Raw genomic sequence first — 24,689 nt, 5'->3', positions numbered from 1 at the left:
TACTTATCTTTCCACTAACGGAAATGCTCTATAATAATTGTCTTCCTTTAATTCTCCAAATACATTCAGTGAATCACCATTGTATTTTCCCGGATAGAATAGAATCACAGGACAATGATCCATTACCTGATGCAGATTATTCAATATCTTGTGTGACCTAAGAATCGGGAAGCATTTCCCCACACCTGTCAAAAATACAACGCTATCCGCTGGTGTATGTTCTAAAATATAATTTACGATCAGGCTGTCTTTGTCATCAAATTTCAAAATATCACCTATACATCCGAAAACATATTCCGTTCCTTCCTCTTCTTCCAATTCCTTTAAATCCTCTAGTGCATCCTCTTCTTCCAAAAGTTTTAGAATAAGTTCATACAGGTCATATATGATAAGCTGATAGCCAAACTTTAATTCGGTATTTGTATTTTCCAATTGTTTGATCCGTTCCCTGACTGTGAGTTCCTGATATGCCTCATAATCAAAAACATAATATCCCACTTCATTACCAAGACCTTTATTGGTTCGGAAAGATTCCGCGCGCATCTTTTCCTCCAGAATATCTAAACGCTTTTCTATTGTCTTCATACTCTTTCTCCCACCAGTATTCCCCGAATTCTATCCATGCCATTTTCATTTAAGTAATCTGTAACCTCCGGGGACAGAATTGGCCTTATAATATTTCGATTCTTCAATTCTTTTGGTATTAACTCTGCATCCCTTAAAATCATAAGATATTGACTGCGCAGTTTTTTAATCCCACCGTCTGTCCATTTTGCAGCCCTCTCATCCCTTGTTTGAATATCGTGGATAAAACCAATCACATCTGCATCCGAAATGTGCAAATCTCCTATTATCAGCTTTTCCTTAAAAATATTATCCATAAATTCATAAAATGTTCGATCTGTCAACATGATCAAAACAATACTCATCAATTTCTGCATCTCTGAGGATGAATCTAAATATACAATTCTAAATTCATCCTCCACAGCAGCATTTCTTCTTGCCAATGCTGTCCAAATATTACCAGCCCGATTCACAGATGCTGCATTAAAGATATTCTCTTTTTCAGCCAATTCTTTGAATTCAGCAATTGTTTTTTTTTCATTGACCAGCAATTCAAACATCTGTCTGGTTTCACGTGACCATAATAAATCTTTTGTTCGGCAGTAATATGGTTCTTTCAAAATATTCACTTCTATCATACTCTACACCTCTCCGGCTTCTACAGGTCTTCCTGCTTATTATTAACAATACTGACAATGTCTCCGATATCACACTGCAATGCCAGACAGATTTTTATCAGAACTGTCATAGCCACAAGCTCACTTTTGCTCATCTTCGCTATAGTGCTTGTGCTGATCTTGGCAGTCTTTGCCAGTTCTCCTTTATTCATCTTTTTATCTATCAGTAATTTCCATAATTTATCATAGGACACATACATATTTTCACCCTCGTTTTACTTATGTATTTTTCTTTTATTCTTATTTACCATGCATGTCTTATCATACCGCAGAATCAGCTAAGTAACAATACAAATTTTCGAGTTCTCGGAAATTTTGGTACAAAAATAGCCGGACGACCTTCGCAATGAAAACCAACCTGCTATGTTATATTCGATATTCTATTTTATGCTGCCTCCTCCCACAATCTCTGTACATCGCACTCAATACATGAAAACACCATATGATTCAGGTTTATGGGAAATCTGTAGTTATCCCTTATTCGTCATAACAAAAGAATCCCCCGGAAAAGTCCCTGGAGATCCTCTGTCCTTGAATCTTTCTTATTCATTTTTCTTTGCCGCCGCAACAATGGGGATAAAGGTACACAGTATCACTGCCAGGCTGACATATCCCCCGTATCTCTCCCACCATGCTGTCCCCAGGATTTTTAACAGCAGAAAGCTGAATAAGGGATTGAAAACCACAATTCCCATCATGACGATTCTGCCCGCCCTCAATACATGAAGCCAGTTTTTGTTATTAAAATGCACCCCTGCAATATGTATCCGAAACGGACCCTGACTGTAATAATTGATCTTATTCTCATCATAAAAAGACGGGAGTGTCTCCCTTGCAAATAATAAAAACCATGCTCCGAACAATAGACACATCCCCTCAATGGTAAAAAATTCTGTAGAAAATATCTCTTTTCCACCACCTGTGCTCATCAAACCCCATGTCTCCAAGGCCGCAGCCGCTGTGCAGAGGAGAAAACAAATCATGCGTTTTCTCTGTCTTACCCTTTTTTCTTCCTGCTCCTCCACAGATAAATGAATGGAACCTGACACCAGATCATCAACCTCCAGCTTTGTCATGGTTTTTTCCTCACTGATGCGGCGGGCCTCCAATAATTCCGTAACGGTCACGTCAAGGATCTCTGCCAGCGGGCCGAGAAGGGTAATGTCCGGAAGACTCAGTCCCCGCTCCCACTTGCTGACCGCTTTATCAGAAACAAATACTTTCTCGGCAAGCTGTTTCTGGGTATACCCCTTTTCTTTCCGCAATTCTAAGAGAAATGCTCCAAATCGCTCTTTATCAATCTCAAACATATTATCAGCCTCCTGCTCTCTTATGAAAAGCTTATCTTAAAATGCCTGATTTTGCCATCGACTGACAGTAGAATCTTTCATTCTCAGTGGTGAAGTGTGTGTTCAGATATGGATTTGGTCAAATCCTCCATCTTCTGGATCCGCTCCAGCACAAGCGCGGCCTCATCCAGCATAGCAGATATGAGATTGTATTCAAATACGGCGATTTCCCTCCGCTCTTCCAGCACCATGCCCACCACGGCAGAAACCTTATCATCCTCCATGACGGGAAGATAAATAGCCTTGGCATTTGGAAGGGTATGGGTGGTACATCCGGCTCTGTGGCCGTTTTCAAACACCCACTTGACCACCGCCTGCTCTGCCCGGGAGGTATAGTCTGCCCTCAGGCTTTCCTCCCCGCCATTCTCAATTCCGCCGCGCAGATATATGGAAGGCATCTGTATCACACCATCTTTCTTCATATATATGATCACTGTAAACTGCATCAGCTTTTGTATCTGGACAGCCAAATCATCGCTGACCTGCTGTCTGGATTTGGCACGCCTGAGTTTTTTGCTGTTCACCAGCAGAATTTCCGTTCGGTAAGCCCGCTTGGCATTTTCCTCATTCTGCTTTTGTATCTTTGACATATTCCAGGATGTGAGTAGGCTGACTGTGAACATCATGGCAAATGTCACCGGATAACTTGCGTCATATGCCTGAAGGCTGTGGACCGGCACGGTAAAGAAATAGTTGAACAATATCACACTGAGGAGGGATGCCAGAACAGAACACACATACCCCTGGGTAAAGATTGCAGTCAGCATCACCCCCAGCAGGTATGCCATGATAATATTGGCTTCTGTCATCTGAAAATGTGCCAGCAGTGAACCGCCCGTTGTGCTGACTGCCATCATGCCCAGCATGATCCAGAAATCGGTTCCTTTCATACCCTGCAGAAATTTCCCGGCTTTTATTATGGTATAGGGCCGCTGACCGATACCGCTCTGCAGATCAGGTATGACATACACATCGAGATTGGGGGCATATTGATTCAGGCTCTCAACCAAGGTTTTTCTTGTCTGCCCAAACAAAATCCGGTGAGCCGTTCTGCCCATAACGATTTTTGTCACATTGCTGACCTTTGCGTATTCCGCGATCTGCCTGGACACATCCTCTCCGTTCACTGTGGCAACCTTTGCCCCCAGGCTTCTGGCAAGCCGCATATTTTCGTCCCTTCGTTTTTTCACCTTTTCATCAGCATTCTGCAGATATCTGGTTTCCACATACAGCGCAGTGAATTCCGCATGAAACGCATAGGCCAGACGGGCTGCTGTGCGGATCACCTTTGCGTTGGAAGGTGCGGGCGAAATGCAGGTGAGAACATGCTCACCGGTAGAGTATTCTCCTGCGCCAAAGATTTTTTTCTCCTCCTCCGCCAGATGGTTCACACGGTCAGCCATACGGCGCAGGGCAATCTCCCGAAGGGCGGTCAGCTTATCTCTGGTAAAAAAATTCTGAAGAGCCCTCTGTGCCTGTACCCCCTGATAGATTTTCCCTTCCTTCATGCGCTCGATCAGCTCTTCCGGCTCGATATCCACAAGCTTCACCTGGCTGGCCCGGTCAAACACACGGTCAGGTATGGTTTCCCTGACCATAATGGAAGTGATACTCGCCACATTGTCATTGAGACTCTCCAAGTGCTGGATATTGACGGTGGTGTACACATTGATTCCGTGTTCCAGCAGTTCCTCAATATCCTGGTACCGTTTACTGTGTCGGCAGCCCTGGATATTGGTGTGCGCCAGTTCGTCCACCAGGATCACTTTCGGATGACGCTTCAGGGCAGCATCCAGATCAAATTCCCGTATTTTTACCCCCTTATAATCCACCATCAAAAATGGAAGCTGCTCCAGACCCTCCAGCAATGCCGTGGTTTCCGGCCGCGCATGGGGCTCCACATATCCGGCAACTACATCTATATTCTGCTTTTCCAGCTCCCCTGCGGCCTGCAGCATGGCATATGTCTTCCCTGTGCCGGCTGCATATCCCAGAAATATTTTGAGCTGCCCCAGCTCCTTTTTCCGCGCCATTTCCTCCTCCACCCGGATCTTTTCAAGCAGTTCCCGGGGACTTGGCCTTTCCTCTCCTCCCATGGCATACTCCTTTCCACACGCAAAGAAACTGACAGCAGTCCAAAGCGGAACTGCCGGCAGTTTCCCATACGGCAGTTTTCTGACTGCCGCATCTTCTGTTTACATCTTATATTTCTCCAATGGCTTTCGCAATCTCCAGATTGCACTTCAGGACATTGACTCTCTCATGTCCAAACACCCCAAGAACTCTGCCGTCTGTGTTGTTTTCAACGATTGTTCTCAGTTCTTCCTCACTCAGTCCTGTATTTTCAGATATGGCAGGAATCTGGATCTCTGCTGACTGAGGTGTGATATCCGGGTCCATACCAGAACCGGAAGCGGTGAGCAGGTCAGCAGGAATATCTCCCTTTTCCACACCTGGATTCTTCTCCAGAAATTCATCTACAGTCTTTTCCACGCGCTCTTTCAGCTCTTCATTGGACGGGGCCAGATTGGAGCCGCCGGAACCAACACCGCTGTAACTTTTATCCTTCTTTTCTTCCTCTGTATAAGTGTTATAGTTCACTCCGGATACACGCCCCTGAAAATACATGGGATTTCCCGAAAAATCCTGTCCTACAATGGCAGAGCCTGCCGCCTTTTCCGGTTCTGTTGTCTTCTCTCCCTCTGCGGTGATCAGACTTCCGTTTGCCTGGTGCGGGAACATAAACTGCCCCAATCCGGTCAACGCAGCCGGATAGGCAAACCCACAGAGGATCAGCATAAAAACAGTCAGGACCAGGGCACTCTTAAAATATTTTAAAAATGATCTCATTAAATCTTCCTCCCTACATTCCCAGCACTGCCAACAGCGGTGCCACCAGACAGTCAATGATCTTAATTCCTGCAAATGGTACGACTATGCCGCCCAAACCATAAATGCCCATATTTTTCAGAAGCATACGCTCCGCGCTCATGGGCTTATATTTCACGCCCCGCATGGCAATGGGAATCAGGCACGGGATTATGACCGCATTGAAAATAAGTGCTGATAAGATAGCGGACATAGGTGTTGCCAGCTTCATAATATTCAAAATCTGCATCTGGGGGATCACCATGGTGAACATGGCCGGTATAATGGCAAAATACTTCGCCACATCGTTAGCTATGCTGAATGTGGTAAGAGAACCTCTTGTGATCAGAAGCTGTTTTCCTATTTCCACCACTTCCAGTATTTTTGTGGGGTCAGAATCAAGGTCCACCATATTTGCAGCCTCTTTTGCCGCCGCTGTACCGGAATTCATAGCCAGCCCCACATCTGCCTGGGCAAGAGCCGGGGCGTCGTTAGTACCGTCACCTGTCATGGCTACCAGTTTTCCCTCTGCCTGTTCTTTTTTGATAGCCCGGATTTTATCTTCAGGCCTGCATTCAGCAATAAAACCATCCACACCGGCTTCTTTCGCAATGGTGGCTGCTGTCAGCGGATTGTCGCCGGTACACATAATGGTCTTGATCCCGATTTCCCTAAGTCTCTGAAAGCGTTCCACCAGCCCCGGTTTTACTGTGTCTTTCAAATAAATAACACCGTAGATCACAGCATCTGCTTCCACCACAAGGGGAGTTCCTCCAAGGCCCGCGATCTGTTCCACAATGGTGTCCAGATCATCCGGCACGCTGCCTCCATTTTTCAGGACTCTCTCCTTGATGGCATCTGCAGCTCCTTTTCTGATCTGAGAACCGCCTGTCAGGTTTACCCCTGACATTTTGGACTGAGCTGTAAATTCCACAAACTCCATCTGCCCTGCAGTACTGTCATCTATTCTGCTTCCCATACTTTTTGCCAGTTCTGCCGTTGATCTTCCCTCAGGTGTAGGGTCACAAAGAGAAGAAAGCGCTGCATAGTCCATTAAATCCTCTTTGCTTTTTCCGGCAACAGGATAAAACTCCGCTGCCAGACGGTTTCCAAAGGTAATGGTACCTGTCTTATCAAGTATCATGGTGTCCACATCCCCGCAGGCCTCTACTGCTTTTCCCGACATGGCGATCACATTAAACCTGGTAACTCTGTCCATTCCCGCAATACCGATGGCGGAAAGCAGGCCGCCGATCGTAGTTGGAATCAGGCAGACCAACAGGGCTATCATTGTGGAGACAGGTATCTGCACCCCTGAATAAGCAGCAAAAGGATACAGGCACACCACAACAATGAGGAAAATAATCGTGAGACCTACCAGCAGGGTGTTCAACGCGATCTCATTAGGTGTCTTCTGGCGGGATGCCCCCTCCACCAGGGCTATCATTTTATCCAGGAATGACTCTCCCGGTTTTGATGTGATCCTGATCTTCAGCCAGTCGCTGACCACCGTTGTTCCTCCTGTGACAGATGAAAAATCGGTTCCCGCCTCACGTGTTACAGGCGCGGATTCCCCTGTTATGGCCGATTCATCCACAGACGCGATTCCCTCTATGACTTCCCCGTCATTTGGGATTATCTCCCCCGCTTTTACCAGAACCACATCATCCATTTTCAGGTCAGAAGCATTTACGGTCAATTCCGTACCGTCTTTGTCTATAAGGCGTGATCTTGTATCCTGTTTTGTCTTTTTCAGTGTGGCAGCCTGGGCCTTTCCCCGCCCTTCTGCTACAGACTCCGCAAAATTGGCAAATAATACGGTTATAAAAAGTATTACGCACACGATTCCGTTATAGACTCTCAGATATCCCAGTGATGCATCATCCCCAAAAAGAGTTGGAACAATGGTCATCAGCAGCGTGAGCACAAAACCCACCTCCACTACAAACATGACAGGATTCTTCACCATATATTTGGGGCTTAGTTTCTGAAATGCACCGATAATCGAACTTTTTAAAATGTCCTTTGTCACGAACTTTGTTTGTTGTTGTTTTTTAGACATTCCTCTTTTACATTCCTTTCTCAAATTTTATGAAAACCACAAGGTCAGATGCTCCGCCATAGGCCCCAGAGCCAGTGCCGGGAAGAAGGTCAGCGCTGCAAAAATATATACAATGAAAATCAGTAAAATAGTAAATATTGTATTATCTGTACGCATAGTACCAACTGACACTTTTGTTTTCTTCTTCGCAAACAGGGACCCGGCAATGGCAAGCTGGGCTATAATGGCAATATAACGGCCAAAGAACATTGCAAGTCCTGTTGTGATATTCCAGAAATAGCTGTTGTCGGACAGCCCCTCAAAACCTGAGCCATTGTTGGCTGACGCGGATGAGAACTCATACAGCACCTGTGACAACCCGTGAAAACCGGGGTTGCTTATGCCCTCCAGGCCTGCCTGGGTGGAAACCGCCAACGCGGAAAATCCCAGGATCAGCAGCGGATGCACGATCAGCACCAGAGCTACCAGCTTCATCTCTTTTCCTTCTATCTTCTTGCCCAGATACTCGGGTGTACGGCCGACCATCAGTCCACAGATGAACACTGCCAGGACTGCATACATGAGCATATTCATAAGGCCAACACCTTTACCACCGAAAACACAGTTAAGCATCATATGTAAAAGCGGTACCAATCCTCCCAGAGGCGTCAATGTGTCGTGCATGTTGTTGACCGTACCTGTGGTGAAGGATGTTGTAACCGTGGTAAACAGGGCCGATTGGTCAATGCCGAATCTGACTTCCTTGCCCTCCATACTTCCCATGTCCTGGCTGATTCCCGCCGTCTCCAGAACCGGATTTCCCGCCTTTTCCGACACAAAACACAGAGTCAGGCCAATAAGGAAAATAACGGACATAGCTGCAAAAATGGTTCTTCCCTGTTTTCCGAATAATGGTTCTTTTGTTTTACCTTCCTCTTTTCTTCTCTCCTGGCACATCTTGCCAAAGGTGAGTACACATGCGCCCGGGAGGATCATCATGGAAATCAGTTCCACTATATCCGTGATCACGGTTGGGTTCTCAAAAGGTGTGGAAGAGTTTGCTCCAAGAAAACCGCCTCCGTTTGTTCCCAGATGTTTGATGATCTCGAGGGCAGCTATGGGACCCATGGCAAAATCCTGAAGTTTCCCGTGGATGGTCTCTACCGTAATATTCGAGCCAAAGGTTTCCGGGCACCCCTGCCAGATCAACACCAGACCGAATATCAATGACCAGGGAATCAGAATACGTGTGGTGATTCGCACCATATCTTCGTAGAAATTCCCCAAATCCTTACTCTTTCCTGCAAGCCCCCGGCAAAATGCCATACAAGCTGCATATCCGGACGCCGCGGAAGTAAACATCATGAAAATAATAACCAGCATCTGGCTTAAATAGGAAAGACCGGATTCTCCGGAATAATGCTGCAGGTTAGTATTTGTCATAAAACTAATTATTGTATTGAAGGAAAGCGTTGGCTCCATTCCATCAATTCCATTCGGATTCAGAAACAGGCCATGCTGTAATCTCAACACCAGATATCCCACAAAAACCATAACTGCATTTGCCATAAGAAGGCTCAATGCATATGTTCTCCAATTCATTCCTTTTCTGTCAATACGGCAGATTTTGTATATCCCATTATCCACCCTGTCAAAAAAAGGGTCTGCAAAAGTTTTCTTTTTGGCTGCTATGTGATACATATATTTCCCCATAGGGATAACTGCCAAAATGAAAATTGCCAAAGTCAGCGTTATCTGTAACATGACTTTCATATCCTCCTGTCATCTTCTTTATTCCTGTTACTGATTTTGTTATTGCTGTTCACAGATGATCCTGCAAACGGCAGCATTTTGATCACTATAATTTTTCGGGATAGACCAGAGCATAAAGTAGATAAGCCGCTGTCAGCAAAATTACAATTCCCAATATTATCATATTGTCCCCTCCTGTCATTGTTCTGCATTGTTCTTTTACTCCTTATTCTCGTCGCTGCCTGTATCCACCTGCCTGCTGCACCATCCGGTAAAAAGCTTCATGAATCCAAAACAGGAAAGCAGAACAGCCACCATAGCTAAGTCCATCATATCAGGTCCCCTCCTTTATCTTTCAGGATGTAACTGATGTTACCACGTAATATCCTAAATGCGCATAAGGGAAACTGCTTTTGTATTAAGATTCAGTTAATGACGACAGGATTGGTACGAACCGCACGCTTTCCATCTGCATCTTCAACCCTTTTATACCTCAGCTTCCATTACGGTCGCATACTATATGCGGCTGGATCAAGCACCTGTCACCTATTAAAATAGCTGGGGCGGAATCTGTGACACTTATGTACTGTCTTACATAAGACACAACAAAACTTTTACTATTTGTTAGTTATGTGTCAGTTACCCACAAATTTCTTTATTTGTCACTTACGTGTTCGTTACCTGTCAGTTCCCCCCTATCCTTCCATATCGTTTTATGGTTCTTTGAGAATTAAAAGAATCCCTGAAAACATTGCATTTTCAAGGATTCTATCAATTCTCTTATTAAATTTCTTATTATCGTTTGCATAACTCCAAACACCCAAATCACGCCATTATTAAGCCATTTGTCAGTTACGGTTTAATTTCTCAAAATTTTATTGAATTTAATATCATGTTATGTTATATTATAGATAGAAAAGGAACAACCGCCCACAAGGGGTTGACCCATAAGTTTAGTTAAAGAACCGCCCTTACTCGCCAAAGTACAAGGGCGGTTTTGCTATGTAGAACTACTTACAAAACGAAAAAACGAATGTAAGTAATGCCAAAAGGAACAGACCAAAAGTCATTATATCCTTAAAATCAAAATGATTTTTCATAAGCATCACCCCCATTCTATAAGAATAGGAGTCAACTCACCCTGCAACACGATTGTCCTTGCGTCCATTTTATCATATGGAGTATCTCAATACAATCTATAAATTGTATTGAGATACCCGCTATTCTTTTTGCCCAGACTTCAAAACACCACGAATCAAATTTATTTATGACAAATCTTTATTGACGCTTGTTGATCTACCACCATATAAGTCTGCCCGCATTTCTTTAATTAAGTGGGTAAAGATTTGAAAGCTCATATAATGAAGACAAAACCGTAGGACTTGCAACAATGGTCAAGTTATTAAAAGCATGGTTGTACCTTTTTGTTGCTTCATCATGTCCAGAATTCATATTTAAGCTTAATGCATGTATGAACTCTAATTAATACTGCTCCTTTAATTTCCGTTCCTCAAATTTAAGCTACTGTTTTTGCTCAAAAAATTTGTGATAATGGCTGTTACAATAGCAGTAAATGTCGCTAAAAGTGCAACAATTATTGTTGTATTCATTTTTATTTCACCTCTTGCATACTATACCGCTCATCTCAACAAAAGTCTATTTGTATCATACAAATGATTTTGTCTTTTCTTATATCTCAAATACCCATTTTGTTTGTCTGTTATGTGTCAGTTACTTGTCTGTTACGAACATGTTTTCATAACTTTTCAGGCTTTCACATAATTGCTTTAGACATAGAGAAACCCTTGGAAACACTGGATTTTCAAGGGTTTTAATAATTCTCTTATAATATATCTTATTATCGCTTGCTGAACTGTGGACACCCAAAACACGCCATTCCCAAGCCATTTGCATACTCTTCTTGCTTGACTGTCGTTTGCCCTATTTTTATTTCTGTATTTGTTTTAGTGCTACCCCATGAAATAAAGGGAACTTCTTTCACTGAAAATGCCCCTTTTGAAACGTCATCCTGCATTAATGTAACTCTGCCTGAATTCTCTCCGCCTTTGCTTTTGACCTCTAAAGATTTTTCCAATAATTTTCTGCTATATTCCATCTTAACTAATTGTGTAAATAATGGTTCATATACCTTTGCAAGAATTTCTGAATGAAAATCTCTATTCTTTTCTTTGAAATATTTGTATAATGTCCATACTCCACCAATCACTACAGTGACGCATGTAATAATGGGTAGGGCATATGACACTATGTTCTTCAATACTGGTAATAAATTATCCATTGAAATCAGTCCTTTACAAACCACCTTTTTAGTGGTATATTTTAAGTAGAAAAAGAACAACCGCCCACAAGGTGGTTGACCGATTATGAAGATAGCAAAGCCACCCGAACCGACCAAGTATCAGGGTGGTTTTTGCTATGTATAGCTACTTACAAAATGTAAAAACGAAAGTAAGCAATGCCAAAAGGAACAGACCAAAGGTCATCAAATCCTTAAATCAAAATGATTTTTCATAGGCATCACCCCCATTCTTTTAGAATGAGGTCAACGCACCCTGTAACGCGATTGTCCTTGTGTCCATAATATCATAATCAACAGCTCCATTCAATCTGCTTTTTCCTAATAAACATTATTGAATCCGCCATGTACTGTCTTCCACAAGACATAACAAAAACTTTTCTATTTGTCAGTTACGAGTTAGTTACTTGTCAGTTACCCATATAATTCCGCAGCATTTTAGGTTACTTAATGATTATTCAAAATATAAAAAAACCCTTGAAAACACTGCATTTTCAAGGGTTCTAATACGTCTCTTATAATACTTCTTATTATCGTTTGCTGAACTGCGGTGCACGACGAGCTGCTTTGAGACCGTATTTCTTTCTCTCTTTCATTCTCGGGTCACGAGTCAGGAAACCAGCAGATTTTAATACTGGTCTATACTCAGCGTCTGCTTCCAGTAATGCTCTGGAGATTCCGTGGCGGATAGCACCAGCCTGTCCTGTAAATCCACCGCCATGAACGTTTACTAACACGTCAAATTTGTCTGCTGTCTCAGTTGCCACTAACGGCTGACGAACAACAACTTTCAGTGTCTCTAATCCAAAAAATTCATCAATATCTCTTTTATTGATGGTGATCTTACCTGTTCCCGGTACTAAGTAAACACGAGCTACAGATGATTTTCTTCTTCCTGTTCCATAGAATTTTGTACTAGCCAATGTTCTCTACCTCCTATTAAAATGTTAATACTTCTGGCTTCTGAGCTGCATTCTTGTGTTCCGGTCCTGCGTAAACGTGCAGCTTTTTGATCATGGATCTTCCTAAAGGTCCTTTCGGAAGCATTCCCTTAACAGCGAGTTCAAGAACCTTTTCCGGTTTTTTAGCCATCATTTCTCTCAATGTGGTCTCTTTCATTCCGCCAACATAGTCAGAGTGATGATAATAAATCTTCTGGTCTAATTTCTTACCAGTTACGCTTACTTTCTCAGCGTTAACGATGATTACATAATCACCTGTATCAACATGAGGAGTGAAAACTGGTTTGTTTTTTCCTCTTAAAACTTTAGCTACTTCAGATGCAAGGCGGCCTAAGGTTTTGCCTTCAGCGTCCACTACATACCATTTTCTTTCAATCTTATCCGGATTAGCCATATAAGTGTTCATGGTTTTACCTCCTAATTTTCAGCATATACAGTAATATTCAAATTCATAAATTTATAATGAAAAATACCATACCGGGGCTTTTGGCTAGGTATTTTCGCACTACGTCACATTGAGATATTATATTACACTTATCCGGGCATGTCAACAGGTTTTCTCGAAAATTTTGGCAAAAAATAAGCCATTTATAGTGCTTCCTGTCTAAAGGGACAAACCCGGCAGATTCATCCGTCTGTGGTGCCGGTACTTTCTACCTATTATATTGTTTACCAAAATCATAATTTAATAATCTGAGTATACACCATCCAGACCTACACACAGTGTCCCCTGACTTGGCCCACACAATTTTTTTCAGTGCCCTTAACGGCCCACCCTTTTTATTCTCCTGCATTTCATCATGAATTTCTATTGTTTTTTATACATTATATTTGCAGGATTGTGTCATTATTTGTCATATTTATCCGTAATTTACTGGTATTTACTCTGAGAACTCTTTTCTTTATTGCAGTTTTTTATATTTTTCGATATAATAGGAGAGCATAAAATATAAGGGAGAGAAAGACTATGAATGAACAAAAAGAATTCAAGCCTTATATTCCGGCCGAGCGCGTAACGCCGGAATTAACCATTACCTCCATTGTTATGGGTATCATTTTGGCCGTCGTTTTCGGCGCTGCCAATGCTTACCTGGGGCTTCGTGTAGGTATGACAATCTCCGCGTCCATCCCCGCAGCCGTTCTAGCCATGGGAGTCATCCGCGTTATCATGCGCAAGAATTCCATCCTGGAAAGCAACATTGTACAGACCATCGGTTCCGCCGGTGAGTCTCTGGCTGCTGGTGCCATCTTTACTTTACCTGCCCTGTTCTTATGGGCTGCTGATGGCAAAATGGAAACTCCGAGTATTCTGGAAATCACTTTGATCGCCCTGCTGGGCGGCCTTCTGGGTGTACTTTTCATGGTACCGCTGAGAAATGCCCTGATCGTAAAAGAACACGGCATTCTTCCTTATCCGGAGGGAACTGCATGTGCGGAAGTCCTTCTGGCAGGTGAAGAAGGCGGCGCAAACGCGTCCACTGTATTTGCCGGTATGGGATTTGCGGCAGTCTTCAAATTCGTCATTGACGGTTTGAAAGTAGTTCCAAGTGAAGTATCCCTGAGAGTAAAGGGCTTTGCAGGTGAGATCGGAACGCAGATTTATCCGGCTGTTATGAGTGTGGGTTATATCTGTGGTCCCCGTATTTCTTCTTATATGTTTGCCGGCGGTCTGGTAAGCTGGATGGTTCTGATTCCGGCTGTTGTGCTTTTCGGTGCTGACCTTACTCTGTATCCGGGAACTGCCCCCATCGGTGAAATGTTCGCAGAAGGCGGCGCAAGTGCTATCTGGGGAAGTTACATCCGTTATATCGGTGCAGGTGCATTGGCAGCGGGCGGTATCATCAGCCTGGTGAAATCCCTGCCCCTGATCATCCGTACATTCGGTGATGCCATGAAGAGCCTGAAAGGCAATACAAATACCAATACAACCCGAACAGGACAGGATTTGAATATGGCTGTCATTCTGGGCGGTGTGCTTCTGATCACTATTGCTATCTGGCTGGCTCCTCCGATTCCGGTAACCTTCATGGGTGCCATTATCGTAGTAATCTTCGGTTTCTTCTTCGCTACCGTATCTTCCAGAATGGTCGGTCTGGTAGGAAGCAGCAACAACCCTGTTTCCGGTATGGCAATTGCCACGCTGCTGATCGCCACTATCCTGCTGAAAGCAACAGGCGACAGCGGAATCCACGGAATGCAGGGCGCTATCGCAATCGGTTCCATCATCTGTATCGTGGCTGCCATTGCAGGCGATACCTCACAGGATTTGAAAACCGGTTACCTTCTGGGTTCCACTCCTAAGAAACAGCAGATTGGTGAGTTCATTGGTGTATTCGCTGCTGCTCTGGCAATCGGCGGTGTTTTATACCTGCTGAACGCTGCATGGGGATTTGGTTCTGAAGAACTGGGCGCACCTCAGGCCATGCTGATGAAGATGATCGTGGAAGGTGTTATGGAAAACAACCTGCCATGGACACTGGTATTTATCGGTGTATTCCTGGCCGTCGCAGTGGAAATCGTGGGTATCCCGGTACTTCCATTCGCAATCGGTGTATATCTTCCAGTCCAGTTAAATGCCTGCATTATGGTTGGCGGACTTGTTCGCCTGGCATTTGACAAAATGAATATGAAAGATAAGAAGAAAAAAGATGCCATTGTCAATGACGGTGTGCTTTACTGCTCCGGTATGATCGCCGGGGAAGGTCTGGTGGGCATTCTTCTGGCTGTCTTTGCAGTCTTCCATATTGATAAAGCCATTGACCTGTCCAGCAAACTCAATCTGCCGGCAGCAGTATCCAATATCGGAAGCCTTGTTGTATTTGCACTGGTGATCCTTAGTCTGCTTAAATTTTCTCTCTGGAGAAAACGTAAAGAGAACAAATAATGAAAAACAAAGAAAATGTAATTGATAAGAACTATCTGGAATTCATTCCTGAGAAAAATACACTTCTCACCTGGAAAACAGACAAAAAGGGAGTTGTAACCCTGGATGTGGAAAACACCGGATTTTTCAACCGGTTAGCACAAAAATGCTTTAACCGCCCGAAATACACCCATGTCCATCTGGACAAGCTGGGAAGTTTCGTCTGGCCTTTGATTGATGGTAAGAAAAATATTATTGAACTGGGCAAAGAGGTGGATGCGCATTTTGGTGAGGAAGCCGCTCCTCTCTATGAGAGGCTGGCGAAATTCTTTCAGGTACTGGAAAGTTATCATTTCATTAAACTGAATAAGGATGTATAAAAACCAGCGCACTGTGGAGAAAGAAATCCATGGTGCGCTGGTTTTACATTGTATGAATACCTGACAGCTATGAGGACATCAAATTACTGTTTTTTATTTTTCTGTATCATAGTGCCAGTCAGTGATCCCCCCGAAATCGTATACCCGGGTGTATCCTGCCTCTATCAGTTTCTTAGCAGCCTGGGCGCTGCGGTTGCCGCTCCTGCAGTATACCAGGATTTCCTGATCCAAATCCGGCAGTTCTTTTAACGGTTCGCTGCTGATCGTCTCATTTGGGATCACGACCGCTCCGGGTATATGTCCTTCCTGGTACTCCTCCTCTGTACGGACATCCAAAATTATGATCTTATCGTCTTTGTCCATCCGCTCTTTCGCTTCTTCTGCTGTGATCTTTTTATACTCTGTTTTCATTGTATCCTCCTGGGCTGACTTTGTATCCTGTCTGGTCTTATCCTGTCCGCACGCAGACAGCGCTGCTGCCATGATACCTGCTGCTATGACCGTCAGAAGCCATTGTTTCTTTTTCTTCATGTATTTTCCTTTCCTCTGCTGTATAGGATTCTAATATGGTGAGCAGATTATACATACTGTGGTTATTTTGGTTACAGTTTATACTGTAATTATAATTGTTTCAGTTTAACTTGTCAAGTATGGATGTAAAATTAATTGGGGACAGGTATCTGAATATCACTACAAATCCCCTACCGGCTTGAGAAAACCAGGGCTGTTGGGGCAGGGTGCTGTTCTCCTTAGGCAGACATTGCGGTAGAGAGCCTGAAAATAAGCGGTTACGGAGACTTGGCGTGAAGCCTTTGCTGAGCGTCTTAGTCGAAGTTACCGCTTAGTTGAAGGGGAACCAAGCTGGCTGCCAAAGGAGAACAGCACTGCCCCAACAGCCCGTCCGCCTTCATCCCCCCACTACCCAACCCCAATCTTATAAACACCCATCCAATGCTTCATTCTCAAAAACCGCCCTTATTGTAAACTTATTATCGATTTACAGTTGACATTCTCTGCCCAATATTTTATATTATTTCCTATACCAATACACTCCCCTATAAACAATTCAAACCAAAAACCCGAAAGACGAGGTATAAAAATGATCACTACACTAAAAGAAAAAGTCATAAACGGCCAATCCCTTACCAAAGAAGAGGCAATACACCTATCCTCTGCCGAACTCTCTCCCCTTTGTAAAGGCGCAGACCAGATACGCAGACACTTTTGTGGAAATGCTTTTGATATGTGTTCTATTATCAACGGCAAAAGCGGAAAATGTCCCGAAGATTGTAAATACTGCGCCCAGTCCGCTCACTACGCTGCCAACACAACCGTGTATCCCCTCCTAAGTCCCGGGGAAATCCTGCAGGCGGCAGAAGCAAATGCAGCAAATGGTATCCTTCGCTTCTCAATTGTCACATCCGGAAAACGTCTCAGTGACAAAGAGGTGGAACAGGTATGTGACAGCTTTCGGAAAATCCAAGAAACGTGCAGTATTTCTCTGTGCGCATCCATGGGACTGCTCACCGAAAAACAGTTTGGGATGCTGAAATCTGCCGGCGTTGTCCGCTATCACAATAATCTGGAAACTTCCCGCAGCTTTTTTCCAAAAATCTGTACCACACATACATATGAGGATAAGATTCAGGCTATTCAGGACGCACAGGCAGCGGGACTTACCGTGTGCAGCGGGGGGATTATGGGACTTGGGGAGACTATGGAGGACAGGATTGATATGGCCCTGACACTTAGAGAGCTGCACATCCGGTCTGTCCCGGTTAATATACTGAACCCAATCCCCGGCACGCCTCTGGAATACAACACACCTCTGAAAGAAGAGGAGGTCTGCCGGACTGCGGCTATATTCCGTTTTCTGCTGCCGGATGCTATTCTGCGCATGGCAGGCGGCAGGGGATTGATGGATGATCAGGGACGGCGTGTGTTTCAATCGGGAGCGAATGGGGCAATCACACAAAATATGCTGACTACCGGAGGTGCCACTGTCCATGAGGATAAAATTCTGGCTGAAGAATTGGGATTTGAGATCAGGCTTTATGAGTAGATATTAAGTTTTTTCTGAAAGGAGCTTGAAATCTGATTTTTTCTTTGATATACTGAATCTTGTAAAAGAGCTTATGCGGATTATAATAATCATTTGCATAAGCTCTTTTTTTGTTATTTTATGGGTAATTTTGATTTGCTCTGCATAACAATATAGTTATGCGTACTTTCTGGGAAAGGATGGTTTAAATATGAAAAACAATTATAAAGCCCTTATAAAGAATGTTGGGATGGAACTGCTGGGGAGTGTTTTTATTGCAGTTGGTATTTATAATTTTGCTGTGGCCTCACATTTTCCTATGACGGGATTTTCAGGTATTGCCCTGATTTTAAACCGTTTGTTTCAGCTTCCTATCGGTATATCAATCATCATATTGAATATTCCGGTGGCAATTCTCTGTTTCCGGCTTTTGGGCCGGCAGTTTTTTCTGCGGTCCCTGCGGGCTATGATCATCTCTTCGGTGATGATTGATTATCTGGCACCTTTGTTTCCTGTGTATGAGGGGAACCGGATGTTGTCAGCAATCTGTACCGGTGTGCTTGGCGGCCTTGGTTATGCCATTATTTATATGCAGAACTCTTCCACAGGAGGGACGGATTTTATTATTATGGCAGTGAAGGCGTTAAAGCCGTATTTATCACTTGGGAAGATCGCTTTTTTGTCTGATGTGGGGATCATTCTCTTGGGCGGGATTATTTTCCGGGATATGGATGGGATTATTTATGGAATGATCATTAATTTTCTGTTTGCTATTGTGGTGGATAAGGTGGTTTATGGAATCAATGCAGGGAAGATGACTTTGATCGTGACGGAACATGGTCAGAAGGTTACGGAGGTTATTGATGAGTGCTGCGGAAGGGGGAGTACGATTTTGAAAGGGGCCGGCGGGTACCGGATGGACGAGAAGCAGGTGGTTATGTGTGCCTGTAATAATAAGCAGATGTATTTTGTGCAGAAGATGGTGAAGGAGGCGGACCCGGAGGCGTTCATTATTGTGTTGGAGTCTAATGAGGTGCATGGGGAGGGGTTTGAGATGTTTCAGATTGGAAGTGGGGGGAATGGGTAAAAAAGTCAAATGCGTAAGTGGATTGAAAAATGGGCTTACGCATTTGGCTTTTTTACGTTTCATTAGAAACTTAAAATAAGATTTTGATTATCTCTTTATAACTTTTTATATGTCCGCAAAGCCTTATTCTATCGGCTTTAGGGGCATTTTTACTATCGGAAGATACTTCACATTTCTTTTCATAAACTCTCATGTTTTGCCTTTGGAAAGTGGTAAATAAGTGGTAAATTTCTTACGCTATCAGACTTACCATTTCAGCCTTTACACCGTCCAGTGACGCATGGGCGTACAGATTCAGCGTGATATTGATGCTGGAATGACCCATGATGTACTGTAAGCTCTTAGGATTCATGTTCTTGTTTGCTAAACGGGTACAGAATGTGTGTCGCAGGATATGTGGCGTGATGTTCGGCAATGCGTCCTGGTGGCTCTTGTTATACTTCTTGACAAGATTTCCAAACGTAGAGGTATAGTAAGCCCCTGTCATGGGATAGCCCTTTTGATTGAGGAATACAAAATCACTGTAACCGTCAATTACTATCGGCTGTACGTTCTTTCGCTCTGCCACCACCTTTTGAAGTGTCTGGCAGGTTTCCTCACTCATTGGAATCATGAAATAGTGCATAGAATTACCGCATTGACTTTCCCCTAACGTCAAGGTGTAACATAAGTATGAAGTAAACTGAAAGGAGGACGTTTATGCTATCAATAGGCGAATTTTCAAGGATATGTAAAGTATCTACAAAAACGCTTCGTTACTATGATGAAATCGGGCTGATAAAACCTAGTAAAATTAACCCAGAAAATAGTTACAGATACTATTCTATCGAACAATTAGAAACTATGCTATTTATTAACCGTTTAAAACAGTATGATTTTTCTTTGGAAGAAATTAGAGCGATTATTACATAAATGAAAATTTATGTTTAGAACTTCATAGAAAAAAGATAAAATTTGAAAAAAAGATACAACTATACTCACAAATTACAGAACAGTTAAATGAGGACATAACAACTTTGAAACAAGGTAAATTAATCATGTCTTATTTAAGCAACATTGACATACAACTTGTAGAAATACCCGTTATGCACCTTGTTTCTATTCGTAAAATGGTTTATAAGTTTGACTTGGCAGAACAATATGATTGTTGTTTTAATTCGATATTAAGAAAAATTCAACATGATAAATTAACAGTTAATGCTCCACCTATGGTACTTTATCATGGTGATGAATTTACGCCTTTAGGTTTAGATACAGAGTTTGCCGTTCCAGTAGAACAAGTTGTTACAGGAACAAGAGATTTGGATTATGTTTGAAAACAATTTCACATGGCGGATATTCTAATCTACCGTCTGTTTACGCAAAACAATGTGAATGGGCGGAGCAAAATGGTTACGAAAATAATGGTGCACTTTTTGAAGTTTATGTCACAGATTCGGCCCAAACATCAAATGATAATGAACTTGTTACTGAAATTGATGCCAGGGATCTTCCCAGATCATATGCTTTTTTCACACCTTCAGAGCGCTCCATATCTCCCTTAGTATCCATCCCCGGTACAGTAAGTATCCCCTTATCTTCCCATCTCAAATAGGCACAGATATCCTCATACGCAGCGATCGCAGAGCGGTAAACACCATCTGAAGCGGAGTCCAAAAGAAGTACCGCATATCGGATATTAAACCCTTTTCTGGCTCTTGCATACAGTCTGTCAATAGCAGCTTTTAACTGCGCACTGATAGAAAACCAGTACACAGGTGATGCAAAAACGATCATATCCGCGCTATCCACCTTATCCAGTATCTCCGCCATATCATCCTTCTGCACGCACACACCGTTATGGGTAAAACAAAATTCACAGGCCAGACAAGGCGCGATCTTCCTGTTCCCAAGATTCACTTTTTCAACCATATGCCCCCTTTTGCGTGCCCCCTCTATAAAAGCATCCGCCATAATTTCCGTATTTCCATTCTTACGGGGACTTCCGTTAAGTACAAGTATATTCATTCTCTAATTCTCCTGTTTTGCCTACCGTAATTTTTCTAATCTATTTCTGTTGTCACTGCCCTCCCGGACATAGGAATCAATATGCACACATGGATACGCACCGCACAAAGGGCAGTGCTCCAGATCCTTTTCTATTCCGCAATGGCTTAATCTCATGTCAGTAGAGGATACCCATTTCTCTCCTCCTCTATTTCCAATCATCTATTTTGCTGTTTCTTCTCTCCATCTACAGAGGGTGATTCTCACTTAAAATTATGTATACATTTTAAGTTTTTACTCTTTCATCCCGCCTAAAACCTGTGGGTCATAGACAAACAGGAAGTGGCTGGGAGAGGACCGGGGGAGGGAGATGCGTGTGAGCGATGTATAGTGGAGCTCCGCGGAGATCCACCTGCCCCAGCTACTTAATGAAGAGGCCATTGCCGATGAATTTAGTAGACGGGAGCAGGTTAGCTCCGTGGCAGCGGAACGCTTCGCTCACAGGCATCTCCCTCCCCCGGTCCTCTCCCAGCCACTTCCGTCCGCCCTATACCTATACCAATCCCCTCCCTACTTCACCACCAATTCCACCACTTCCCCTGTTTCCACATCCACCACCCCAAAATCTGTCAATTTCAAAGCCGGACTCACCGGAAGCCCCAGCGTGCAAAGTGACATGATCGGATTATAATGCTCATACCCCAGCCCTGCCAGACTCCTTCTCACATCCCCCAGCATTCTGCCAATATCATCCGCCGGAAGATCTGAAAGAATACCGCATACAGGCAGCGGAAGTTCTGCTGTCACCTGACCGTTCTCCACCGTACAGATTCCTCCCTGCAGTTCGATCAGCCGTCTGGCCGCTGTGAGCATATCCTCAGAATCAGCACCGATCACCATAAGATTATGATGGTCATGGTAATAGGTGGTAGCTGCCGCTCCCCGTTTCAGACAATCACCGGTTACAAACCCATAACCTATATTGCCATTCTTTCCATGGCGTTCCAGCACAACTGCCAGCACACACCCGGTTTCCTGCCATTTTAAACGGCCATTTTCCACTTCCATAGAGACATGTTTTTCTCTTGTCTGCGTGCGGCCGTCACTTACTTCAATAACCCGCACCAGCACAGACCCTTCCTTTACCTGGACCTTTGGCTCCAAATCTTCAGGCTCTATCTTCTCCAAATGTACCGAGTGATAAAATTCCGTTGGAAAGCCATAAGGCTTTAACTGCCTTCCTTCTCTTCCCTTACGGAAAATCTCCTTCCCGTCTTTGAACACAAGATCCGGTTCAAAACCGGATACTGCCTCTTCTTTCACAAGCTGGAAATCCGCCTTTCTTCCCGGTGCCAAAGCGCCTCTGTCCCTGAGATTCATTCGTCTTGCCGGGGTATAAGACGCACAGTATACCGCCTCTTTAAGAGGAAATCCCATCTCCACTGCCTTTTTCACAATATAGTTAAGCTGTCCCTTTTCAAGCAAAGCATCTGCCATGGTATCATCCGTGACAAAACAACAGTGCTCAAAAAGGCTGTTTTCAATAATATGATCCAGAATCTCCGGTTTCAGCATTTTCTCCTGGAGTTCCACAAACATGCCATTTTCAAAACGCTGTCTGATCTCCTCCAGCGTGTGCTCTGTATGGTCCCCGTCAATTCCCCTGTACAGGAATTTTGCCAGATCCAGACCTACCAAAGAAGGACAATGACCTTCAATCACTGCCTGAGGTTCCTCCTCCCTGAGGTAATCCAGGAACCTGGTGATCTCCATCTCAGTGCCTTTGACAATCTGGCGGTAGTTCATGATCTCTCCCACGCAGACAACGCCCTCTTCTCTCATGAGATGCTTCATTTCCTCAAATCCGATAACCCCGCCTGTGGTTTCCAGGCTCTCGTTTGTGGATGGAACACTGCTGGGAATTCCGTAAAAAATATCAATAGGCGAGTCTTTTGCCCCGTTGATCATCTCGTGGATCCCTTGTACTCCCATGACATTGGCAATCTCATGAGGTTCCGAAACCAGTGTTGTGACCCCGCAGGAAGCTGCCCGTTCCCCAAAGGAAACCGGGGTCATCATAGAGCTTTCAATATGCATGTGTATGTCAATAAATCCGGGAAGCATCAGATATCCGCTTCCGTCCAGCACCTTATCCGGAGAAAGCGTTTCCTCCTGTCTGGTATCCACATAAAATATCCTTCCCTCCTGCACATATACATCAGCAGGCTTAAAACATTTCAGGTATGAATTGTAGACTTTTGTATTTTTTATCAGTAAATCCGCCTTTTCCATAAGGCACCTCCCATCTTACACAATTGAGTAGAAATAGAGCACACAGACTGCCACCAGCACCCACATAACAGGACGGATCTCTTTTATCTTTCCCGCTGAAATCTTCATGACCACATAGGTGGGAAGAGCGGCGCAGATACCGTTTGCAATGTTGTTTCCAAAGATAGTAAACGCAATACATACAAAGGATGGAAATGCCTCTGTAAAATCATGAAACTTAATGTTTTTCATGGCGCCCAGCATGTTGATTCCAATATACATCAGCACCGGCGAAGTAGCCGCTGAGGGGATCATAAGGGCAATCGGTGCAAGGAACAGTGCCAGACCGAAGAATATAGAGGTAAACACCACCGACAAACCGGTCTTTCCTCCTGCCTCCACACCTGCTGAAGACTCCAGATATGTGGTCATACTGGGCATACCAAACAGCGCGCCGAAGCTGGTTGCCACTGCATCTACCTTGAAACATTTGTCGATCCCCGGAAGGTTGCCGTCCTGGTCCAGATATCCCGCTTTTGCCCCTACACCCAGAACGGTTCCGAAGGTGGAGAAAAAGTCAGGTACAAAAAGGGCGATCAAAAAGGGAATATAAGCAAAATTCAATGCTCCCAGAAAATCAACGTTCAGGAACTGCCCGCCAATGTTGGCAGGCATGGTGAACAGGCTTTCCGGCATTTTTGTAACGCCAAAAGGGATCCCCACCAGAGTGGTGATGGCAATGGCCAGGATCATATCCCCCGGCACATTTCTTGTTTTTAGTATCAGTAAAATCACAAAGCCGATCACTGCCACGATCACAGTAGGCGCGGTCAGGTCACCGAAGCCCAGGCTTTTCTTTGCCTCGTTGGCAATGATCAGGCCGCAGCTCTTTGCACCCAAGAGCGCAATAAACAGGCCGATACCTGCACTTACTGCGTGTTTCAGGCTGACGGGAATAACTTTTACCACTGCTTCCCTGAGTCCCAGAAAGGATATTGCGATAAACAGAACACCGCTCCAGAATATTACACCGGAGGCCACATCCGGTGCGATCCCGTCATTTGCTATCATTGCGGTTACAATACCTACACTGCCAAGTCCCGGCGCCAGTGCAAAGGGGCGGTTTGTATAAAATGCCATTGCGCAGGTTGTGAGGATGACCAGCAGAATCAGCACGGTGAACATTACGTGCTTGTCCAGCCCTGCGGACTCCATCATGTTGGGCACTGTTGCCAGAACATAGGCCATGGTCACAAATGTAGTCAGACCGGCCAGAAGCTCTGTTCTGACGTTTGAATGAAACTCTGATAATTTAAATTGTTTTTCCAGCCACTGTTTCATATAGATTCTCTCCTATTCGTATCTCCTTGATTCTTTTCCATTTTCATTGTATGATAACCCTGATCGGAAGTCTAATTCATCTTAACTATAAATTCTATTCCAAAGTGGAATAGCGGCAGCCATTCGGTAACGATCCAGTAGGTTTGGACATTGACTGCGCCGTCCAACAGCCAGGTAAAAATCCCATGGC

The 24,689-nt window shown here is 44.0% G+C and carries 23 protein-coding genes and 1 pseudogene; 7 read left to right on the top strand and 17 right to left on the bottom strand.

What is annotated here, in order from left to right:
- Positions 1-3: 3 nt before the first annotated feature.
- The 12 genes from A4V09_RS00320 to rplM form a co-directional block, all read right to left on the bottom strand.
- Positions 4-585, bottom strand: a complete 582-nt coding sequence (locus A4V09_RS00320; RefSeq protein WP_065540590.1) for a DUF1788 domain-containing protein — start codon at positions 583-585, stop codon at positions 4-6.
- On the bottom strand, positions 582-1,202 hold the full coding sequence (locus A4V09_RS00315; RefSeq protein ID WP_065540589.1) for a DUF1819 family protein: 621 nt from the start codon (positions 1,200-1,202) through the stop codon (positions 582-584). The genes A4V09_RS00320 and A4V09_RS00315 overlap by 4 nt, the downstream gene beginning before the upstream one ends.
- Before the next feature lie 20 nt (positions 1,203-1,222).
- The gene (locus A4V09_RS00310) at positions 1,223-1,441 is read right to left on the bottom strand and encodes a helix-turn-helix domain-containing protein (RefSeq protein WP_065540588.1); all 219 of its coding nucleotides are present in this window, start codon (positions 1,439-1,441) and stop codon (positions 1,223-1,225) included.
- A gap of 342 nt (positions 1,442-1,783) precedes the next feature.
- Complete coding sequence (locus tag A4V09_RS00305; RefSeq protein ID WP_065540587.1) at positions 1,784-2,551, bottom strand: helix-turn-helix domain-containing protein; 768 nt, start codon at positions 2,549-2,551, stop codon at positions 1,784-1,786.
- An 83-nt stretch (positions 2,552-2,634) separates the two neighbouring features.
- On the bottom strand, positions 2,635-4,686 hold the full coding sequence (locus A4V09_RS00300; RefSeq protein ID WP_065540586.1) for a DUF4118 domain-containing protein: 2,052 nt from the start codon (positions 4,684-4,686) through the stop codon (positions 2,635-2,637).
- Positions 4,687-4,792: 106 nt separating this feature from the next.
- A complete protein-coding gene (kdpC, locus tag A4V09_RS00295; protein WP_065540585.1) occupies positions 4,793-5,440 on the bottom strand; it encodes a potassium-transporting ATPase subunit KdpC in 648 nt (215 codons plus the stop codon).
- A gap of 13 nt (positions 5,441-5,453) precedes the next feature.
- Positions 5,454-7,520 (bottom strand): potassium-transporting ATPase subunit KdpB, encoded by a 2,067-nt coding sequence (gene kdpB / locus A4V09_RS00290; RefSeq protein ID WP_065540584.1) that lies wholly within the window; start codon positions 7,518-7,520, stop codon positions 5,454-5,456.
- A gap of 27 nt (positions 7,521-7,547) precedes the next feature.
- Complete coding sequence (kdpA, locus tag A4V09_RS00285; protein WP_065544562.1) at positions 7,548-9,263, bottom strand: potassium-transporting ATPase subunit KdpA; 1,716 nt, start codon at positions 9,261-9,263, stop codon at positions 7,548-7,550.
- Positions 9,264-9,357: 94 nt separating this feature from the next.
- Complete coding sequence (locus A4V09_RS26630; protein WP_408606846.1) at positions 9,358-9,435, bottom strand: potassium-transporting ATPase subunit F; 78 nt, start codon at positions 9,433-9,435, stop codon at positions 9,358-9,360.
- A gap of 1,674 nt (positions 9,436-11,109) precedes the next feature.
- On the bottom strand, positions 11,110-11,550 hold the full coding sequence (locus tag A4V09_RS00275) for a hypothetical protein (protein ID WP_065540582.1): 441 nt from the start codon (positions 11,548-11,550) through the stop codon (positions 11,110-11,112).
- A gap of 548 nt (positions 11,551-12,098) precedes the next feature.
- A complete protein-coding gene (gene rpsI, locus A4V09_RS00270; RefSeq protein ID WP_065540581.1) occupies positions 12,099-12,491 on the bottom strand; it encodes a 30S ribosomal protein S9 in 393 nt (130 codons plus the stop codon).
- A 16-nt stretch (positions 12,492-12,507) separates the two neighbouring features.
- Positions 12,508-12,936: a 50S ribosomal protein L13 gene (rplM, locus tag A4V09_RS00265; RefSeq protein ID WP_065540580.1), complete on the bottom strand. Its 429-nt coding sequence runs from the start codon at positions 12,934-12,936 to the stop codon at positions 12,508-12,510.
- A gap of 561 nt (positions 12,937-13,497) precedes the next feature.
- Between rplM and A4V09_RS00260 the strand changes: the two genes are divergently transcribed.
- Positions 13,498-15,414, top strand: coding sequence for an OPT family oligopeptide transporter (locus A4V09_RS00260; RefSeq protein WP_065540579.1), 1,917 nt, complete (start codon positions 13,498-13,500; stop codon positions 15,412-15,414).
- Complete coding sequence (locus A4V09_RS00255; protein WP_084043372.1) at positions 15,414-15,773, top strand: PqqD family protein; 360 nt, start codon at positions 15,414-15,416, stop codon at positions 15,771-15,773. The genes A4V09_RS00260 and A4V09_RS00255 overlap by 1 nt, the downstream gene beginning before the upstream one ends.
- 93 nt (positions 15,774-15,866) lie before the next feature.
- On the opposite strand, the gene A4V09_RS00250 is transcribed toward A4V09_RS00255, so the two are convergent.
- Entirely contained in the window at positions 15,867-16,304 is a 438-nt protein-coding gene (locus A4V09_RS00250; protein ID WP_065540577.1) for a rhodanese-like domain-containing protein, read from the bottom strand.
- 568 nt (positions 16,305-16,872) lie between these two features.
- Between A4V09_RS00250 and bioB the strand changes: the two genes are divergently transcribed.
- Positions 16,873-17,835, top strand: coding sequence for a biotin synthase BioB (bioB, locus tag A4V09_RS00245; protein WP_065540576.1), 963 nt, complete (start codon positions 16,873-16,875; stop codon positions 17,833-17,835).
- Between the two features lie 190 nt (positions 17,836-18,025).
- Positions 18,026-18,901: a YitT family protein gene (locus tag A4V09_RS00240; protein WP_065540575.1), complete on the top strand. Its 876-nt coding sequence runs from the start codon at positions 18,026-18,028 to the stop codon at positions 18,899-18,901.
- A gap of 232 nt (positions 18,902-19,133) precedes the next feature.
- Here A4V09_RS00240 and A4V09_RS00235 read toward each other — a convergent pair whose 3' ends face one another.
- Positions 19,134-19,526: a tyrosine-type recombinase/integrase gene (locus tag A4V09_RS00235; protein ID WP_084043371.1), complete on the bottom strand. Its 393-nt coding sequence runs from the start codon at positions 19,524-19,526 to the stop codon at positions 19,134-19,136.
- Between the two features lie 74 nt (positions 19,527-19,600).
- Between A4V09_RS00235 and A4V09_RS24780 the strand changes: the two genes are divergently transcribed.
- The 3 genes and pseudogenes from A4V09_RS24780 to A4V09_RS26270 all read left to right on the top strand — a co-directional run.
- A complete protein-coding gene (locus A4V09_RS24780; RefSeq protein ID WP_065540574.1) occupies positions 19,601-19,813 on the top strand; it encodes a MerR family transcriptional regulator in 213 nt (70 codons plus the stop codon).
- Between the two features lie 104 nt (positions 19,814-19,917).
- A complete protein-coding gene (locus tag A4V09_RS24775) occupies positions 19,918-20,217 on the top strand; it encodes a GyrI-like domain-containing protein (RefSeq protein ID WP_065540573.1) in 300 nt (99 codons plus the stop codon).
- Positions 20,214-20,318 (top strand): annotated as a pseudogene (locus A4V09_RS26270) (MerR family transcriptional regulator); the annotation flags it as partial. The gene A4V09_RS24775 and the pseudogene A4V09_RS26270, both read left to right, overlap by 4 nt.
- Positions 20,319-20,323: 5 nt before the next feature.
- Here the strand turns inward: A4V09_RS26270 and A4V09_RS00225 are convergent.
- The 3 genes from A4V09_RS00225 to A4V09_RS00215 form a co-directional block, all read right to left on the bottom strand.
- Positions 20,324-20,908 (bottom strand): flavodoxin family protein, encoded by a 585-nt coding sequence (locus A4V09_RS00225; RefSeq protein WP_065540572.1) that lies wholly within the window; start codon positions 20,906-20,908, stop codon positions 20,324-20,326.
- A gap of 549 nt (positions 20,909-21,457) precedes the next feature.
- Entirely contained in the window at positions 21,458-23,179 is a 1,722-nt protein-coding gene (locus A4V09_RS00220) for an adenine deaminase C-terminal domain-containing protein (protein WP_065540571.1), read from the bottom strand.
- A 15-nt stretch (positions 23,180-23,194) separates the two neighbouring features.
- Positions 23,195-24,499: an NCS2 family permease gene (locus A4V09_RS00215; RefSeq protein WP_065540570.1), complete on the bottom strand. Its 1,305-nt coding sequence runs from the start codon at positions 24,497-24,499 to the stop codon at positions 23,195-23,197.
- Between the last annotated feature and the right edge of the window lie 190 nt (positions 24,500-24,689).

It is taken from the genome of Blautia pseudococcoides (assembly GCF_001689125.2).
GTDB classification, from domain to species: domain Bacteria; phylum Bacillota; class Clostridia; order Lachnospirales; family Lachnospiraceae; genus Blautia; species Blautia pseudococcoides.
Note: the sequence above shows the minus strand (reverse complement) of the source record. Positions and strands in the feature narration are given on the sequence as shown.

Coding starts and splice junctions, on each gene's coding strand:
- A4V09_RS00215 (WP_065540570.1), bottom strand. CDS start 24,499: ATGAAACAGTGGCTGGAAAAACAATTTAAATTATCAGAGTTTCATTCA.
- bioB (WP_065540576.1), top strand. CDS start 16,873: ATGATCACTACACTAAAAGAAAAAGTCATAAACGGCCAATCCCTTACC.
- kdpA (WP_065544562.1), bottom strand. CDS start 9,263: ATGTTACAGATAACGCTGACTTTGGCAATTTTCATTTTGGCAGTTATC.
- A4V09_RS00250 (WP_065540577.1), bottom strand. CDS start 16,304: ATGAAGAAAAAGAAACAATGGCTTCTGACGGTCATAGCAGCAGGTATC.
- A4V09_RS00310 (WP_065540588.1), bottom strand. CDS start 1,441: ATGTATGTGTCCTATGATAAATTATGGAAATTACTGATAGATAAAAAG.
- A4V09_RS00220 (WP_065540571.1), bottom strand. CDS start 23,179: ATGGAAAAGGCGGATTTACTGATAAAAAATACAAAAGTCTACAATTCA.
- kdpB (WP_065540584.1), bottom strand. CDS start 7,520: ATGTCTAAAAAACAACAACAAACAAAGTTCGTGACAAAGGACATTTTA.
- A4V09_RS00320 (WP_065540590.1), bottom strand. CDS start 585: ATGAAGACAATAGAAAAGCGTTTAGATATTCTGGAGGAAAAGATGCGC.
- A4V09_RS00305 (WP_065540587.1), bottom strand. CDS start 2,551: ATGTTTGAGATTGATAAAGAGCGATTTGGAGCATTTCTCTTAGAATTG.
- A4V09_RS00225 (WP_065540572.1), bottom strand. CDS start 20,908: ATGAATATACTTGTACTTAACGGAAGTCCCCGTAAGAATGGAAATACG.
- kdpC (WP_065540585.1), bottom strand. CDS start 5,440: ATGAGATCATTTTTAAAATATTTTAAGAGTGCCCTGGTCCTGACTGTT.
- A4V09_RS00275 (WP_065540582.1), bottom strand. CDS start 11,550: ATGGATAATTTATTACCAGTATTGAAGAACATAGTGTCATATGCCCTA.
- A4V09_RS26630 (WP_408606846.1), bottom strand. CDS start 9,435: ATGATAATATTGGGAATTGTAATTTTGCTGACAGCGGCTTATCTACTT.
- A4V09_RS00315 (WP_065540589.1), bottom strand. CDS start 1,202: ATGATAGAAGTGAATATTTTGAAAGAACCATATTACTGCCGAACAAAA.
- A4V09_RS00235 (WP_084043371.1), bottom strand. CDS start 19,526: ATGCACTATTTCATGATTCCAATGAGTGAGGAAACCTGCCAGACACTT.
- A4V09_RS00260 (WP_065540579.1), top strand. CDS start 13,498: ATGAATGAACAAAAAGAATTCAAGCCTTATATTCCGGCCGAGCGCGTA.
- A4V09_RS24780 (WP_065540574.1), top strand. CDS start 19,601: ATGCTATCAATAGGCGAATTTTCAAGGATATGTAAAGTATCTACAAAA.
- A4V09_RS00300 (WP_065540586.1), bottom strand. CDS start 4,686: ATGGGAGGAGAGGAAAGGCCAAGTCCCCGGGAACTGCTTGAAAAGATC.
- rplM (WP_065540580.1), bottom strand. CDS start 12,936: ATGAACACTTATATGGCTAATCCGGATAAGATTGAAAGAAAATGGTAT.
- A4V09_RS00240 (WP_065540575.1), top strand. CDS start 18,026: ATGAAAAACAATTATAAAGCCCTTATAAAGAATGTTGGGATGGAACTG.
- A4V09_RS00255 (WP_084043372.1), top strand. CDS start 15,414: ATGAAAAACAAAGAAAATGTAATTGATAAGAACTATCTGGAATTCATT.